This window comes from Sphingomonas sp. MM-1, assembly GCF_000347675.2.
GTDB classification, from domain to species: domain Bacteria; phylum Pseudomonadota; class Alphaproteobacteria; order Sphingomonadales; family Sphingomonadaceae; genus Sphingomonas_E; species Sphingomonas_E fennica.
On record NC_020561.1, the window covers coordinates 1,433,365 to 1,448,664 of the forward strand.

Here is a 15,300-nt window from a genome sequence, read left to right on the forward strand (position 1 = left end):
TTTGGTCGAACTGTATCGATCCGTACCTCGCCCCGCCAGCCCCGCCGTCGCATCGGGGAAAAAACACCGAATGGATCGCGCAATGGACCGGACGACGAGCGGGTGGATCAACGGATTGCTGGGCGTGCTGATATTCAGCGGATCGCTGCCGGCGACGCGACTGGCGATGGGCGGTTTCGATCCGCTCTACCTGACGGCGGCGCGCGCGGCGATCGCCGGCGGCCTCGCGCTCCTCATGCTGGCCGCGCTGCGCCAGCCCCGGCCCGCCCTTTCGGATATCGTGCCGCTGCTGGTGGTGGCCGGCGGCGTCGTGCTGGGCTTTCCGCTGCTGAGCGCGATGGCGCTGCGCCATATCGACACCGCCCATTCGATCATGTTCACCGGCCTGCTGCCGCTGGCCACCGCCATCTTCGCGGTGCTGCGCGGCGGCGAGCGGCCGGCGCCCGCCTTCTGGCTGTTCGCGGCGCTGGGCAGCGCGGCCGTGACAGGATTCGCGCTGCGCGACGGCGCAGGCACGGCATCGATGGGCGATGCGCTGATGCTGGCGGCGATCCTGGTCTGCGGACTAGGCTATGCCGAAGGCGCGGTGCTGGCGCGGCGGCTGGGCGGCTGGCAGGTGATCTGCTGGGCGCTGGTGCTGGCGCTGCCGGCGATGATCGGGCTGATGACGGCCCTGCCCGCGCCCCGATGGACGCAGGTGCCGTCCGCCGCCTGGGCCGGCCTGGCCTATGTCGCCCTGTTCAGCATGCTGATCGGCTTCGTCTTCTGGTATCGCGGGCTGGCCCTGGGCGGCATCGCCAGCGTCGGCCAGCTCCAGCTCCTCCAGCCGCTTTGCGGGCTGGCGCTGGCCGCCATCCTGATCGATGAGCCGATCGGCGGATCGATCGTCGCCATAACCATCGTCGTTGCCATCTGCGTTGCCGCCGCCCGGCACTTCGCCAAGAGGAGACCCGCTTTATGCCCCGCCCGTTCCAGCTGATCGACGTGTTCGGCGAACACCCCTTCTCCGGCAATCCGCTGGCGGTGGTGGCCGATTCGGAGGGGATCGACACCGATACGATGCAGCGCATCACCCAATGGCTGAACCTTTCGGAAACCACCTTCCTGCTGCCGCCCACCACGCCCGAGGCCGATTATCGCGTGCGCATCTTCACGCTGGAACGCGAATTGCCCTTTGCCGGCCATCCGACGCTGGGCACCTGCCATGCCTGGCTGGCCGCAGGCGGCGTGCCAAAGCAATCGGGCAGGATCGTGCAGGAATGCGGCGCGGGCCTCGTCCCCATCCGCCAGGACGCGGCCGGCCTGGCCTTCGCCGCGCCGCCGCTGATCCGGACGGGCGCGGTGGACGAGGCGAGGCTGGAGGAGGTTGCGGCGTTTCTCCGCATATCCCGCGCCGAGATCGTGGATGCGCAATGGGTGGACAACGGGCCGGGCTGGATCGGCGTGATGCTGGCATCGGCGGAGGCGGTGCTGGCGGTCGAACCCGCGCGCAGCCATGGCGGCCGGATCGAGGTGGGCGTCGTCGGCCCGCATCCCGTCGGGCAGGACATCGGCTATGAACTGCGCGCCTTCTTCAGCGATCAGCATGGCGGCGTCATCGAGGATCCGGTGACGGGCAGCCTCAACGCTTCGGTGGCGCAATGGCTGTTCGCGTCGGGCCGGGTGCAGGGTTCCTACCGCGCCGCGCAGGGGACCCGGCTGGGGCGCACCGGCCGCATCCGCGTCGATCGCGATGCGGACGGCACGATCTGGATCGGCGGGCGAACGGCGACGCTGTTCAGCGGCGAAACCGCCTTCTGATCGACCGGACGCCGGCGCCCGCCTATAAGCATCCGGCAACGGCGTCTCGGCACGCGCGCCGGGCGATCAGGACGGAAAGGCGGCTCCCCTTGCACATCGACCATCGGTTTCGCGGCCCTCCGCAGAGCGGCAATGGCGGCTATGTCGCCGGCCTGGTGGCGGCGCCGATCGGCGGATCCGGCTGCATGGTCACGCTGAAGCTGCCGCCGCCGCTGGCGACGGAGATGGAGCTTGCGCGGGACGGCGACGCCATCCGGCTGATCGACGACGAGGCCCTCGTCGCGCTGGCGGAACCGGCGGAGATCGCGATCGATGTGCCGCCCCCGCCGGCCCTGCCCGTTGCCGAGGAAGCTTCCCGCCATTTCGCGGGCTTCGACGAGCATGTCTTTCCCGGCTGCTTCGTCTGCGGGCCGGAACGGGCGGAAGGCGATGGCCTGCGCATCTTCCCCGGCCCGGTCGGCGACGTGGCCGGGCAGGTCGCCGCCTTGTGGGTGGCCACCGCCGATCTGGCGGACGAGGGCGGCCATGTTCGCCCCGAATTCCTGTGGGCCGCGCTCGACTGCCCCGGCTATTTCGCGGTCCAGCCGCGATCGGGACCGGCCGTGCTGGGGCGGATCGGCGTGATGATCCACGGCAGGCCACGGGCGGGCGAACCGCTGCTGGTGACCGGCTGGCCCATCGCCAGCGAAGGCCGCAAGCATCAGGCGGGCACCGCGATCCACGATCGCGACGGCCGCCTGATCGCCGCTGCGCTGGCAACCTGGATTTCGATCCGGGCCTGATCCGAGTCCGTCGTCCGGGCGATCCGGCCTAGCCGTGTCGCGCCACGGCACGCGGCACGGCCTTGCCGCCGCCGGTCATGGCCGCCTCGCCGCGCGAATAGGTGCCGACGAGGAGACCCGCCGCCAGCACCTTGCCTTCCATCGCGTTGAGGAGCGCGGAGCGGCCGGGATGGCGACGGAACAGGGGCACGTCCGCCAGCGCGAAGAGCTGGAAGATATAATCGTGGCTGCCATGGCCGGCAGGGGGATCGGGGGGCAGCCAGCCTTCGCCGAACGCGCTGTTGCGGCCGATATCGCCGCCGCCGGCATCGCCCCCGCCATCCGCCCGGATCGCGCCTTCGGCCAGCCGGCGCTCGCCCGGCGGGATGCCGCAGACGATCGCATGCACCAGCGGATTGGGCGCGGGGGCGTCCGGGTCCTCGACGATCAGGGCCAGGCTGCGCGTGCCGAGGGGCACGCCGTTCCAGACGAGGGGCGGCGAGACGCCGGCGCCATCGGCGGTGAAGCGTTCGGGCAATCGCCCGCCATCGGGGAAAGCGGGGCTGGAAAGATCGATGTGCACGCCGGTTATCGTCAGTTCCGGCTGGACGATCGCCAGCTTGGCATGGCCCGCGCGGACATTGCGCATCAGCGCGCCGATCCATTGCGGCAGATGTTCCAGCATCGGGCGATCCCTCCCCTCTCCGGCCTGATGCCTGCACAACCGGCGAAGGGGTGGATTGGGTTCCATGAAATCGGCGGGCGATGACGCCCGATCAGTGGAAGTCGCGCGATTTCGGCAGGATGCGGACATTGCGGGGATGCGAGGCATGGGCCGGTCGCGGCGGGAGCGCCGCTTCGCCCGGATCGGCCATGGGCCGGGGGCGATCGGCGGCGATCCCGTCCAGCGCGGCGGTGCGATCGACGATCCGCGTGGCGATCAGATGCGCCACGCCCTCGCGGCTTTTCTGCAGCTCGCCCGTCACCTCCATCAGGCGGGATGCCATGACGGCACGGCGATAGCGTTCGAACAGCCGCGCCCAGATCAGCACGTTGGTGATGCCGGTCTCATCCTCCAGCGTGACGAACACGGCATTGCCCTTGCCCGGCCGCTGGCGGATCAGCACCACGCCCGCCACCCTTATTTGCGCGCCATTCTTCGCCTGCTCCGCCTCCGCGCAGCTCAGCACGCCCGCGCGGCGGAAGCGATCGCGCAGGAAGGTCATCGGATGATCCTTCAGCGACAGGCGCGTCACCTGATAATCGGTCATCACATGTTCGGCGAGCGGCATGGCGGGAAGCGCGGCATCCGCCTCATCCCCCAGTTCCCGCGCGGCGGCGGCGGCGAACAAAGGCAGCTCGCCCGCAGGCGTGCGCCGCGCCTCCCACAGCGCCTCGCGCCGGTCCAGCGCGATCGACCGGCAGGCATCGGCATCGGCCAGCAGGCGCAGCGCGCGCGCCGGCAGGCCGGCATCGCGGGCCAGCGCCTCGACGCTGGCGATCGGCCCGCGGGCGCGGGCATCGGCCAGCGCCACCGCCCACTCCTCCCGAAAGCCATCGATCTGGCGCAGCCCCAGCCGCAGGGCGAGGCGGCCATCCTCCCCCCGTTCCAGGCCGTTGTCCCAGAAGCTGGCATTGATATCGATCGGCCGCACCTCCACCCCATGATCGCGGGCGCAGCGCACGATCTGGGCGGGCGCATAGAAGCCCATGGGCTGCGAATTGAGCAGGGCGCAGGCGAACACCGCCGGCTGGTGGCATTTGAGCCAGGCCGAGACATAGACCAGCTTGGCGAAGGACTGGGCGTGGCTTTCCGGGAAGCCATAGCTGCCGAAGCCTTCGATCTGCTTGAAGCAGCGGGCGGCGAAATCGGGTTCGTAACCGCGCCCCACCATCCCCCCGATCATCTTTTCGCGGAACCTGTGGATGGTGCCGACATTGCGGAACGTCGCCATCGCCCGGCGCAGCTCGTTCGCCTCGTCCGCGGTGAAGCCGGCGGCGATGATGGCGAGCTTCATCGCCTGTTCCTGGAACAGGGGGACGCCGAAGGTCTTGCCGAGCACCTCGCGCAATTCATCCGGATTGTCGCGCGATCCGGGCAGGTCCGCTTTCTCCTGCCCGGCGCGGCGGCGGAGATAGGGATGGACCATGTCGCCCTCGATCGGCCCCGGCCGCACGATCGCGACCTGGATGACGAGATCGTAGAACTCCCTGGGCCGGAGGCGGGGCAGCATGTTGATCTGGGCGCGGCTTTCCACCTGGAACACGCCGATGCTGTCGCCCTTGCACAGCATGTCGTAGGTGGCCTTGTCCTCCTTCGGCACGGTTTCCAGCATGAGATCGCCCTCGCCATGCCGGCGCATCAGATCGAAGGCCTTGCGGATGCAGGTGAGCATGCCGAGCGCCAGCACATCGACCTTCATCAGCCCCAGCGCGTCGATATCGTCCTTGTCCCATTCGATGAAGGTGCGGTCCGCCATCGCGGCATTGTGGATCGGCACGGTCTCGTCCAGCCGGTCCTCGGTCAGCACGAAGCCGCCGACATGCTGGGAAAGGTGACGCGGGAATTTGAGAAGCTGGCCGACCAGCGCCCGCAGCCGCGCCATTTCGGGATTGGCGGCATCGAAGCCCGCCTCGGCGAAGCGGCCGTCCGGCACCTCGCCGCCATAGCTGCCCCAGCTCGTATCGGCGAGGCGCGCGGTCACATCCTCCGACAGGCCGAGCGCCTTGCCCACCTCCCGCAGGGTGCTGCGCGGGCGATAATGGATGACGGTGGCGGCGATGCCGGCGCGGTGGCGGCCGTAGCGTTCATAGACATATTGCATCACCTCCTCGCGCCGCTCATGCTCGAAATCCACGTCGATATCGGGCGGCTCGCCCCGCTGTTCGGACAGGAAGCGCGAGAAGAGCAGGTTGTTTTCGACCGGATCGATCGGGGTGACGCCCAGCAGGTAGCAGACCAGCGAATTGGCCGCCGATCCCCGCCCCTGGCAGAGGATCGGGGGATCCCGCGTGCGCGCGAACCTCACGATGTCGTGCACCGTCAGGAAATAATAAGCGTAGTTGCGGGCGCGGATCAGGCTCAGCTCCTCATCCAGCACCTTCTGCACCTTGGCCGGGATGCCACCGGGATGCTGGGCATTCGCCGCCGCCAGCACCAGATGCTCCAGCCAGCCCTGCGGGGTCCAGCCTTCGGGCACGGGTTCGTGCGGATATTCGTAGGCGAGCTGATCGAGATCGAAATGGATGCGGGCAAGGATGTCCGCCGATGCCGCCACGGCTTCCGGGCAGGCGCGGAACAGGCGCGCCATTTCGGCGGGCGGCTTCAGATGGCGTTCGGCATTGGCATGGAGGAGCCGGCCGGCCTCGGCGATCGTCACCCCTTCGCGGATGCAGGTGACGACATCGTGGAGCGGCCGCTGTTCCGGCCCGGCATAAAGCGCATCGCAGGTGGCGAGCAGCGGCACGCCCGCCCGCGCGCCCAGCGCCGCCAGCCCGGCCAGCCGGCGATGATCGCGGCCCTCGCGCGGCATGGTCGCCCCCAGCCAGACCGCGCCGGGGCAGGCATCGGCCAGCCGGCGGAGCACGAATTCGTCCGCGTCGCCGGCCATCACGATCAGCAGCAGATCCTGGCAATAAGCCAGCAGATCGGCGAAATGGAGGATGCAATCGCCCTTCTCCGCCCGCCGGTTGCCGAGCGTGAGCAGGCGGGTGAGCCGCCCCCAGCCGAAGCGGGTGGCGGGATAGGCGACGATATCCGGCGTGCCATCGGCGAAGACCAGCCGCGCGCCGACGGCGAGGCGGAAATCGAGGGGCCTCGCCTCTTCCCCATTCTCCTCCTGCGCGGCCGCGAGCGCCGCCTTGGCTTCCTTCAGCGCGACATGGGCGCGCACCACGCCGGCCACGGTGTTGCGATCGGCGATGCCGATGCCGGCCATGCCGAGGCCGATCGCGCGCGCCACCATGTCCGCCGGATGGGATGCGCCGCGCAGGAAGGAATAATTGGTGGCGGCGACCATCTCGGCAAAGCCGGCATCGGCTTCCTCGCCCCCCGACGGCCGATCGCCGGCGGGGCGGCGGAAAGGCGTGACCCCATCCGTCATGCAAAAACCCCGTGGAGATACCAGGCGGGATCGGCCTTCTCCTCGTAAAGGCCGTGGCGGAAGATCCAGAAGCGGCGGCCGCGCGCATCCTCCACCCGATAATAATCGCGGGTCAGCCCCGGCCGGTCGATCGCGCCATCGGCCCGCTGCCACCATTCGGCGGCGATCCGTTCCGGCCCTTCGAAGCGGCGCACCTCATGCGCGTCGCGCCGCCAGCGGAAGCGGTGGGGCGGGCCATCGGGCACCTCGGCGATCACATCGATCGGCTGGGGCGGATCGAACAGATGGATGGGCCGCAGCGGCGGATCGCCGGGGCCGGCCGCATCCCAGGCGGCGGGCGGCGGGGCGGCCACCGCCGGCAAGGCGAGCTGGGCCTGTTCTGGAATATGCGTGTCGCGCGGCACCAGCCGCCGCACCCGGCCCCGGCCCAGCCGCGTGCTCAGCCGATCGACCAGCGCCGCGATCTCCGCCTCATGGGTGGCGCCGCCTTCCAGCCGCAGCTGGGCGGCCGCCAGCGGCTCGACCAGGGGCACTGACAGCCGGACCATATCGAAGCCGAAGCCGGGATCGATCGGATCATCGAGCGCGCCGATCCGTTCGCGGAACAGCCGCATCACCATCGCCGGATCGCGCGTCGGCCGGCTGGTCTCCACCCGGATCGACCGCGCCAGCCCGTCGCTGCGGAAGAACATGCCTTCGAACCGCCGGCCGCCGGCCTTGCGTTCCTCCAGCAGCCGCTTCGCCTCGCCGGCCAGTTCCTCCAGCACCGCCAGCGCATATTCGGTGCGGGCGATCGGCTCGGCAAAGCGGCGCTCGATGCCGATCGTCGGCGGCGTGCGGCGCGGGACGATCGGGCTGTCCGCCTCGCCCAGCAGGCGGCGGAGCGCCATCACCGCATCGCCGCCGAAACGCGCGGCGATCGCCGCCAGCGGCCGGCAGGCAAGATCGCCCACCAGCTTCAGCCCGGCGCGGCGCAGGCCCAGCTCCGCTTCGGAATCGAGGCCCAGCGCCGCCACCGGCAGCCGGCGGATCGCGGTCGCCTCATCGGCGGCCGGCACCGTCTGGAACCGGGCCAGCGCGCGGGCGCCGGCGGCATTGCCGGCCAGCGCATGGCGCACCGCCAGCCCGCTTTGCGCCAGGCGCGCCTCGATATCGGCCACCAGCCCCGCCTCGCCCCCGAACAGATGCGCGCAGCCGCTGATATCGAGCAGCAGGCCATCCGGCGCATCCACCGCCACCATCGGGGTGTAACGGCCGCAGCCTTCGGCCAGCGCCTCCAGCCAGGCGAGATCGGCATCGGGATCATGATCCGCCACGGCGAGGTCCGGCACGCGGGCGCGCGCATCGGCCAGCGGCAGGCCCGGCTCCAGCCCGAGCGCCAGCGCCTGCGCATCCACCGCCGCCAGCCGCAGCGCGCCCTTCACCTTCTCGACGAAGGCGAGCGGCGCCTGCGCTTCAGGCGATGCGCCGGTCCGACGTCGCGCCGCCCGCAGCCGATCCGCGGGAAGGAAGGGGAACCACAGCGCCAGGCAGCGCCGGTTCCCGGATGGCTTCGCGGAAGACAATGCGTTCACGATCCCACTCCACGCGCCAGCGGAGATCGGCGATCCCGCTCCGCTGCCGCAGCAATTCCACTTCGAAGGCCGCCTGCCCCGGCGCATTGGCCGCCAGCGCCCGCGAAGGCGCGGCGCGCACCCGCCAGCGGGTGTCGGCGGCGCTGGGCGAGGCCCGCGCGTCGATCCTGAGCAGCAGCACCGGCACGCCCGAATCCTCCGCCGCCAGGGTCAGCCGGCGGGTGGCCGTGAGGTCCAACACCCGAGGATCGCCCCAGCATTCCACCACCACCGCCGCTAGGCCGGGGCAGCGGGCGGCATCGCCGGCCCCGCGCAGCAGCGCCACCGGATCGGGCGCGACCGCCAGCAGCAGCCCGTCCGCCGCCCCGCCCAGATCGGCGAGACCGGGGGCATAGAGGCCGCCGCCGCGCCGTTCCGCCTCGTCGCAGCGCAGCCAGAGCAGCCCTTCGCCGGGATGCGCATCGGCATCGCCATCCGCCATCTCCGCCGCCCGCGCGCGCAGCGCCAGCATCGCCGCGAACCCGGCGGCGCTGCCCGCCTCGCCCGCATCGGCGGCGAAAATCTCATGCAGCCGCCCCCGCGCCAGCCCGCCGCCCAGCGCACCGTCGATGCCGCCATGGCCGGTGACGATCCGCCCCGCTTCCGCCGGAGCGGCGCCGGCCAGCATCGCGATCCGGCCGCGCAGGGCGGCAAGGGAGGGGTGCGACTCGTGCATGACAAATGTTCCTGATATGTTCCATATCAGGCCCCGATCCGGCCACTGTCAAGCGGACCGGCCAGTCATCGGAAAATGAAGGGAAAAGCCCCTCAACCCCGCGAAGCCGGCCGGCGCAGGATGAATTCGTCGTCGCGCCAGCTGCCGACCGGGAACTGATATTCGCCGGCCTTTTCGAAGCCCAGCGCCGTATAGAGACGCTGCGCCTTCAGGTTGCCAGACCAGACGCCGATCCAGATCGCCGCCGGCTGCCTGGCCTCCATCCAGCCGAGCGCGGTTTCGAGCATTCGGCCGCCCAGCCCCAGCCCCTGCGCGGACCGGAGCAGGTAGAGCTGCTTCAGCTCCATGTCCCCGGCCGCCACATCGGCATGGGGCAGGCCGCACGGCCCCGCGACCGCGAAGCCGATCGCCACGCCGCCTTGTTCCGCCACCCACACGCCATGATCGGCATCGGCGATGCGCGCCGCGAAGATGGCGGGCGCCAGCTTCTCGGCGACATAGGCATCGCGGTCCGCCAGCGGATAGGGAATGCCGAAGCCTTCGACGAAGGTCTCGAAGAAGGTCGCCACCGCCAGATCGGAAAGCGCCGCCGCATCCCCGGCGCGGGCCCGGCGGATCATGCCTTGTTCCCCTTGTATCGCGCGCGGAAGCCATCGGCGAACGCCGTCAGCCGCCCCTCGGCGATCGCCGCGCGCAGCTCCGCCATCAGCCGCTGGTAGAACCAGAGATTATGCTCGGTCATCAGCATCGCGCCCAGCATCTCGCCCGATTTGACGAGATGGTGGAGATAGGCGCGGCTCCACGGCGCGATCGGCGATTCGGGGTCGATCGGGGCCAGATCCTCGGCATATTTGGCGTTGCGGATGTTGATCGGCCCGTCCCAGGTGAAGGCCTGGCCGTTGCGGCCGGATCGCGTGGGCAGCACGCAATCGAACATGTCGATGCCGCGTTCCACCGCGCCGACGATATCGTCGGGCTTGCCGACGCCCATCAGGTAGCGGGGCCGATCCGCCGGCAGCATGTCCACCGCGAAATCCAGCACGCGGAACATCTCCGCCTGCCCTTCGCCCACCGCGAGCCCGCCGATCGCATAGCCGTCGAAGCCGATGCCGGTCAGCGCCTCGCTGGAACGACGGCGCAGATCCTCCTCCATCGATCCCTGCTGGATGCCGAACAAGGCGGAGGAAGCCGCATGATCGCCGCCGGCATCGAAGGCGTCGCGCGATCGCTTCGCCCAGCGCATCGATCGTTCCATGGAGGATTCGGCGCGGTCGCGCGTCGCCGGAAAGGGCGTGCATTCGTCGAACGCCATCACGATGTCAGACCCCAGCAGCCGCTGGATCTCCATCGATCGTTCCGGGGTCAGCATGTGGCGGGAACCATCGAGGTGCGATTTGAACGCCACCCCTTCCTCGGTGATCTTCGCGAGATCGCTGAGGCTCATCACCTGATAGCCACCGCTGTCGGTCAGGATCGGCCGGTCCCACTGCATGAAATCATGCAGGCCGCCCAGCCGGGCCATCCGCTCCGCACCGGGGCGCAGCATGAGGTGGTAGGTGTTGCCCAGGATGATATCCGCCCCGATCGCGCGCACGCCTTCGGGCTTCATGCCCTTGACGGTGGCGGCGGTGCCCACCGGCATGAAGGCCGGCGTGCGGATATCGCCACGCCGCATGGCGAGCGTGCCGGTGCGCGCGGCGCCATCGGTGGCGGCCACGCTGAACTGGAAACGGGGACGATCGGTCATGGCTGCGCCCCATGCCGCGTGCGGGCGCGAGAGTCGAGATGGCTCCCGCCACGGCCACTGCGCCGCATGCCCCCTTTCCATCCCCACCCCGCCCGTGCCACACCCCGGCCCATGCGGGAGAAGGAGTTACGGCTGGCGCTGGTCTGCTATGGCGGGATCAGCCTGGCCGTCTACATGCACGGCATCACGCTGGAGGTATGGCGGCTGGCGCGGGCGAGCCGGGCCTTTCATGCCGGCGAGGATTGCGCGGCGGGCAGCGAATCCATCTATCGCGAGCTTCTGGAGACGATCGAGCGGGAGACCGGCGTCCGGCTGCGCGTGCTGATCGATATCGTCGCGGGCGCGAGCGCGGGGGGCATCAACGGAGTGTTCCTGGCGCAGGCGATCGCGCGGGGGCAGTCGCTGGAGCCGCTGACCGAGCTGTGGCTGGAGAAGGCCGATGTCGACGTGCTGCTCGATCCCGACGCCCGGCCGCTCTCCCGCGCCACCAAGATGTGGGCGGCGCCGATCGCCTGGTGGGCGGCGGGCAAGCGCGGCGGCACGATCGAGCGCACCGTCGATGCCGAGGCGCGCGAGGAGATACGGACCAAGCTGTCGCGCTTCGTGCGCGCGCGCTGGTTCGAACCGCCCTTCGGCGGCGGAATATTCTCCGGCCTGATCCTCGATGCGCTGGATGCGATGGCGGAAACGGGGGACGGCGATCCGCTGCTGCCGCCGGGCCAGCCGCTCGACCTGTTCGTCACCGTCACCGATTTCCACGGCCATCCCGAGCGGCTGGCGCTCAATTCCCCACCCGAGATCGTGGAGACCGAGCATCGGCTGAAGATCAGCTTCAGCGATCACGGCCTTTCCCCCCGGCGGCTGGGCGACGTGCCCGACCTCGTCTTCGCCGCGCGGGCGACGGCGAGCTTCCCCGGCGCCTTCCCGCCCTTCACCGTGGCGGAGCTGGACGGGGTGCTGGAAGCGCGCGACCGGACCTGGCCGGGGCGCGAGGCCTTCCTCACGCGCGCCCTGCCCCGCCACGCCGCGATCGGGACGACCGGGGATGCGGTGCTGATCGACGGATCGGTGCTGGCCAACGCCCCCTTCGGCCCGGCAACGGATGCGCTGAAGGATCGCCCGGCGCGGCGCGAGGTCGATCGCCGCATGGTCTATATCGATCCCAAGCCCGGCGCCCATTCGATCCGCATCGGCCGCGGCGAGAACGAGCTGCCGGGCTTCTTCGCCACCATCTTCGGCGCGCTTTCCGATATCCCGCGCGAACAGCCGATCGGCGACAATCTGGATGCGATCGCGGCGCGATCCGCCCGCATCCGCCGCATGCGCCGGATCGTCGAGGCGATCCGGCCGGAGGTGGAAGGGGCGATCGACAGCCTGTTCGGCCGCACCTTCTTCCTCGACAGCCCCACGCCCGGCCGGCTCGCCGCCTGGCGCGCCAAGGCGCAGGACGCCGCCGCCAGGCGCGCGGGCTATGCCTATGCCGCCTACGGCCACCTCAAGCTTTCGGGCGTGGTGGAGGACATGATCGACCAGATCGCCACGCTGGCGGGCGGCGACCGGCTGCGCCACATCGATATCCGCCGGGCGATATGGGCGGAGGTGCGGAGCATCGGCATCACCGAGCCGGGGGCGCTTTCCTCGAACGGGGCCAGCCCGGCCGCCATCCTGTTCTTCCGCGATCATGATCTGGGCTTCCGCATCCGCCGCCTGCGCAGCGTGATCCGCCGCATCAGCGAGGTGGAGGAGCAATCCGCGACGGAGATACCCGCCCTTCAGGCGGCGCGCGACGCGGCCTATGCCGCGCTCGCCCTCTATCTCGACCGGCAGATGGACGATTTCTTCGGACCGGAGACCATCGCCGCCGCCGCCAAGGCCACGCAGGCGCCGGCCGCGGCCATGGCCGCCATCGCCGCGGCGCGCGACCTCAGGCTGGTGGACGAGCGGGCCGACGACATCATGGCCACCGCGCTTTCCGCGCTTCCCAAGGCGGAACGCCGCATCGTGCTGCTCACCTATCTGGGCTTTCCCTTCTACGACATCGCGACGCTGCCGCTGATCCACGTCGAGGGCACGGACGAGTTCAATCCCATATTGGTCGACCGCATTTCCCCGGACGATTGCTCCGCCATCCGCGAAGGCGGCGCGGAGGCGACGCTGAAGGGCATACAGTTCAACAGCTTCGGCGCCTTCTTCAGCCGCAACTATCGCGAGAATGATTATCTGTGGGGCCGGCTGCACGGCGCCGAACGGCTGATCGACATCGTCGTTTCCGCCCTGCCGCCCGGCATCACCCTGCCGCCCGGAACGATAACGGGCCTCCGGAAACGCGCCTTCCGGGCGATCCTCGCGCAGGAACGGCCGCGCCTCAAATCCATCCAGCCATTGTTCGACCAGCTCGAAAGGGAGGTGGGTTAACCCACCAGCCCCTTTGCCAAAGGCGCGCCTTTCTGCCTAAAAGGTGCGATCAAGGAGACAGGGTCGATGCAATTCCTCCGAACCTTGTTCTGGGTCGTTATCGCGGTGATCGCGGTGATCTTCGCGACGCGGAACTGGAATACGGTGACGATCAATCTGTGGGGCGGCCTGCAAGCGGACGTGAAGCTGCCGATGCTGATATTCGGCGCCTTCTTCATCGGCCTGATCCCGCCATGGATCCTGCACCGCACCACCCGCTGGACGCTGCGCCGCCGCCTGGAAAGCGCGGAACGCGCCCTGGCCGAGGCGCGCGGCCCCGCGCCGATCCCGGCGGCCCCGGCCCCCCAGGCCCCCAACATCATCGAAGCGACGCCTTCGCCCTCCACCATCCCCGTTCCGCCGGCGGTATCATGACGAGCCCGATCTACGTTGCCCTCGACACGCCCGATATCGACCGGGCGATGGCCATCGCCACCCGCATCCGCAACCATGTGGGCGGGATCAAGCTGGGGCTGGAATTCTTCTGCGCCAACGGCCGGGCCGGGGTGAAGGAGATGGCGGCGCTGGACCTGCCGATCTTCCTGGACCTGAAGCTGCACGACATCCCCAACACCGTCGCCAAGGCGGTGCAGGCGCTACGCCCGCTCGATCCCGCGATCCTGACGGTGCACGCGGCCGGCGGGCGGGCGATGATGGAGGATGCCAAGGCCGCCGCCCCCACCGGCACCAAGGTGGTGGCGGTGACGATGCTCACCAGCCTGGACGGGGCGGACATGCAGTCGATCGGCCTGCCACCCGATCCGCATGCCCAGGTCGAGCGGCTGGCCGCGCTGGCGCGCGACGCCGGGATCGACGGCATCGTCTGTTCGGGCAATGAGGTGGCCGCCGCCCGCGCGATCTGGCCGGAAGGCTTCTTCGTGGTGCCCGGCGTCCGCCCGGCCGATGGCGACGCGGGCGACCAGAAAAGGGTGATGACGCCGCGCGCCGCGCTGGACGCCGGCGCATCCGTGCTCGTGATCGGCCGCCCGATCACCCAGGCGGACGATCCCGATCGGGCCGCCCGCGCGATCGAAGCGACGCTTTGAGGCAGGCGGCCGGCGCCGCGATCAGGCGGCGGCGGCCACCGGCTCGGGTTCGCCCAGCGCCTTCAGCTTCGCTTCCAGCAGGCCCAGCAGCCGCATCGGCGCGCCATCGAGCTGGCGGCCGAGCCGGTGGATCAGGCTGACCGCGCTGTCCTTCAATTCCGGGTCGCACAGCGGACGGGCGACCAGCGATCCCTCCCCGATTTCGGCAAGCGCGCAGATGCGGGGCAGCACCGTGACCATCCGGCCGGCCTTGGCGGTTTCCCGCATCATGTGCAGCGATGCCGTCACCAGCCGCGGCTCCAGATAGGCCTGGGCGCGGCGCTCGGCATCGTCCAGCAGGGCGCGCGTGGGAAATCCCTTCGGCGGCAGGCAGAGGTCGAAACCGGCGAGATCCCCGATCGTCGGCGCTTCCAGCCGCGCCGCCGGATGGCGCGGCGCGCAGAGCAGCATCAGGGGCTGGCTGATCGTGGCGCGGACGCGGATCTTGGGCTCGTTGGTGCCGTTGAGGATCAGGCCGATATGCGCCTCGTCCTCCAGCACCATGCGGACGAGATCGGCATCCGCGCCCGTCGCGATCGTGATGGTCACGCCGGGGTTGCGGCGCTGGAAGCCATCGATCACGGCGTTGAAGGCGGGGCCGAAAAACCCCTCGCCCACGGCCAGGTTGATGCGGCCGGTCCGCACCTCGCGCAGCGCGTGGATCTGGCTCAGCAACGCCTCGCGATCGGCAAGCTGGCTGCGATAATATTCGTAGGTCAGCCGCCCGGCATCGGTCAGCCGGATCGAGCGGCGCCCCCGTTCGATCAGCGAAATGCCCATTTCGCTTTCAAGCTGCGCGATCTGCCGGCTGATGGACGATACGGCGACACCGATCTTGTCGCTGGCCAGGCGCATGGAACCGAGGCTCGCCGCCTCGTAGAAATAGTGCAGAGCATTGTCCCACATAGTTTGCGACCCCTTTGTGGATAGGCGGGCCTTTGCGGCTCCTGCCCGGCATCAAGCTGCGCGATCCTTGCACCGCATGCAACGGGATTCGGGCTTCATTGCCCCGGCCGCCAGTTTTAAGTGCGCAGCCGGACCGCGCTTCTGGGCTGTTCACC

Annotated in this window: 13 protein-coding genes; 6 read left to right on the plus strand and 7 right to left on the minus strand. The window is 70.0% G+C overall.

What is annotated here, in order from left to right; genetic code table 11:
* The first annotated feature begins 82 nt into the window (after positions 1–82).
* The 3 genes from G432_RS07010 to G432_RS07020 all read left to right on the plus strand — a co-directional run bounded on the left by G432_RS07010 (position 83) and on the right by G432_RS07020 (position 2,582).
* Positions 83–979, plus strand: coding sequence for a DMT family transporter (locus G432_RS07010; protein ID WP_041865223.1), 897 nt, complete (start codon positions 83–85; stop codon positions 977–979).
* Positions 958–1,800, plus strand: coding sequence for a PhzF family phenazine biosynthesis protein (locus tag G432_RS07015; RefSeq protein ID WP_015458129.1), 843 nt, complete (start codon positions 958–960; stop codon positions 1,798–1,800). Before G432_RS07010 ends, G432_RS07015 begins: the two co-directional genes overlap by 22 nt.
* 89 nt (positions 1,801–1,889) lie before the next feature.
* Complete coding sequence (locus tag G432_RS07020; protein ID WP_015458130.1) at positions 1,890–2,582, plus strand: hotdog fold domain-containing protein; 693 nt, start codon at positions 1,890–1,892, stop codon at positions 2,580–2,582.
* Positions 2,583–2,610: 28 nt separating this feature from the next.
* On the opposite strand, the gene G432_RS07025 is transcribed toward G432_RS07020, so the two are convergent.
* From G432_RS07025 to tgt, 6 genes are all read right to left on the minus strand, one after another.
* Entirely contained in the window at positions 2,611–3,246 is a 636-nt protein-coding gene (locus tag G432_RS07025) for a YbhB/YbcL family Raf kinase inhibitor-like protein (RefSeq protein WP_015458131.1), read from the minus strand.
* 91 nt (positions 3,247–3,337) lie between these two features.
* Positions 3,338–6,664 (minus strand): error-prone DNA polymerase, encoded by a 3,327-nt coding sequence (locus G432_RS07030; RefSeq protein WP_015458132.1) that lies wholly within the window; start codon positions 6,662–6,664, stop codon positions 3,338–3,340.
* Positions 6,661–8,229: a Y-family DNA polymerase gene (locus tag G432_RS07035; protein WP_015458133.1), complete on the minus strand. Its 1,569-nt coding sequence runs from the start codon at positions 8,227–8,229 to the stop codon at positions 6,661–6,663. The genes G432_RS07030 and G432_RS07035 overlap by 4 nt, the downstream gene beginning before the upstream one ends.
* Entirely contained in the window at positions 8,120–8,953 is an 834-nt protein-coding gene (locus G432_RS22485) for an ImuA family protein (RefSeq protein WP_015458134.1), read from the minus strand. The genes G432_RS07035 and G432_RS22485 overlap by 110 nt, the downstream gene beginning before the upstream one ends.
* Positions 8,954–9,045: 92 nt before the next feature.
* Positions 9,046–9,573, minus strand: coding sequence for a GNAT family N-acetyltransferase (locus G432_RS07045; RefSeq protein ID WP_015458135.1), 528 nt, complete (start codon positions 9,571–9,573; stop codon positions 9,046–9,048).
* A complete protein-coding gene (gene tgt, locus G432_RS07050; protein WP_015458136.1) occupies positions 9,570–10,700 on the minus strand; it encodes a tRNA guanosine(34) transglycosylase Tgt in 1,131 nt (376 codons plus the stop codon). Before tgt ends, G432_RS07045 begins: the two co-directional genes overlap by 4 nt.
* A gap of 111 nt (positions 10,701–10,811) precedes the next feature.
* Here tgt and G432_RS07055 point away from each other — a divergent pair, with 111 nt between their 5' ends.
* The 3 genes from G432_RS07055 (at position 10,812) to pyrF (ending at position 14,200) form a co-directional block, all read left to right on the plus strand.
* Positions 10,812–13,115, plus strand: coding sequence for a patatin-like protein (locus tag G432_RS07055; RefSeq protein WP_015458137.1), 2,304 nt, complete (start codon positions 10,812–10,814; stop codon positions 13,113–13,115).
* Between the two features lie 66 nt (positions 13,116–13,181).
* Complete coding sequence (locus tag G432_RS07060) at positions 13,182–13,529, plus strand: lipopolysaccharide assembly protein LapA domain-containing protein (RefSeq protein WP_015458138.1); 348 nt, start codon at positions 13,182–13,184, stop codon at positions 13,527–13,529.
* The gene (gene pyrF / locus G432_RS07065) at positions 13,526–14,200 is read left to right on the plus strand and encodes an orotidine-5'-phosphate decarboxylase (protein WP_015458139.1); all 675 of its coding nucleotides are present in this window, start codon (positions 13,526–13,528) and stop codon (positions 14,198–14,200) included. The genes G432_RS07060 and pyrF overlap by 4 nt, the downstream gene beginning before the upstream one ends.
* Positions 14,201–14,221: 21 nt before the next feature.
* Here the strand turns inward: pyrF and G432_RS07070 are convergent, their stop codons facing one another.
* On the minus strand, positions 14,222–15,145 hold the full coding sequence (locus G432_RS07070; RefSeq protein WP_015458140.1) for a LysR family transcriptional regulator: 924 nt from the start codon (positions 15,143–15,145) through the stop codon (positions 14,222–14,224).
* Positions 15,146–15,300 lie beyond the last annotated feature (155 nt).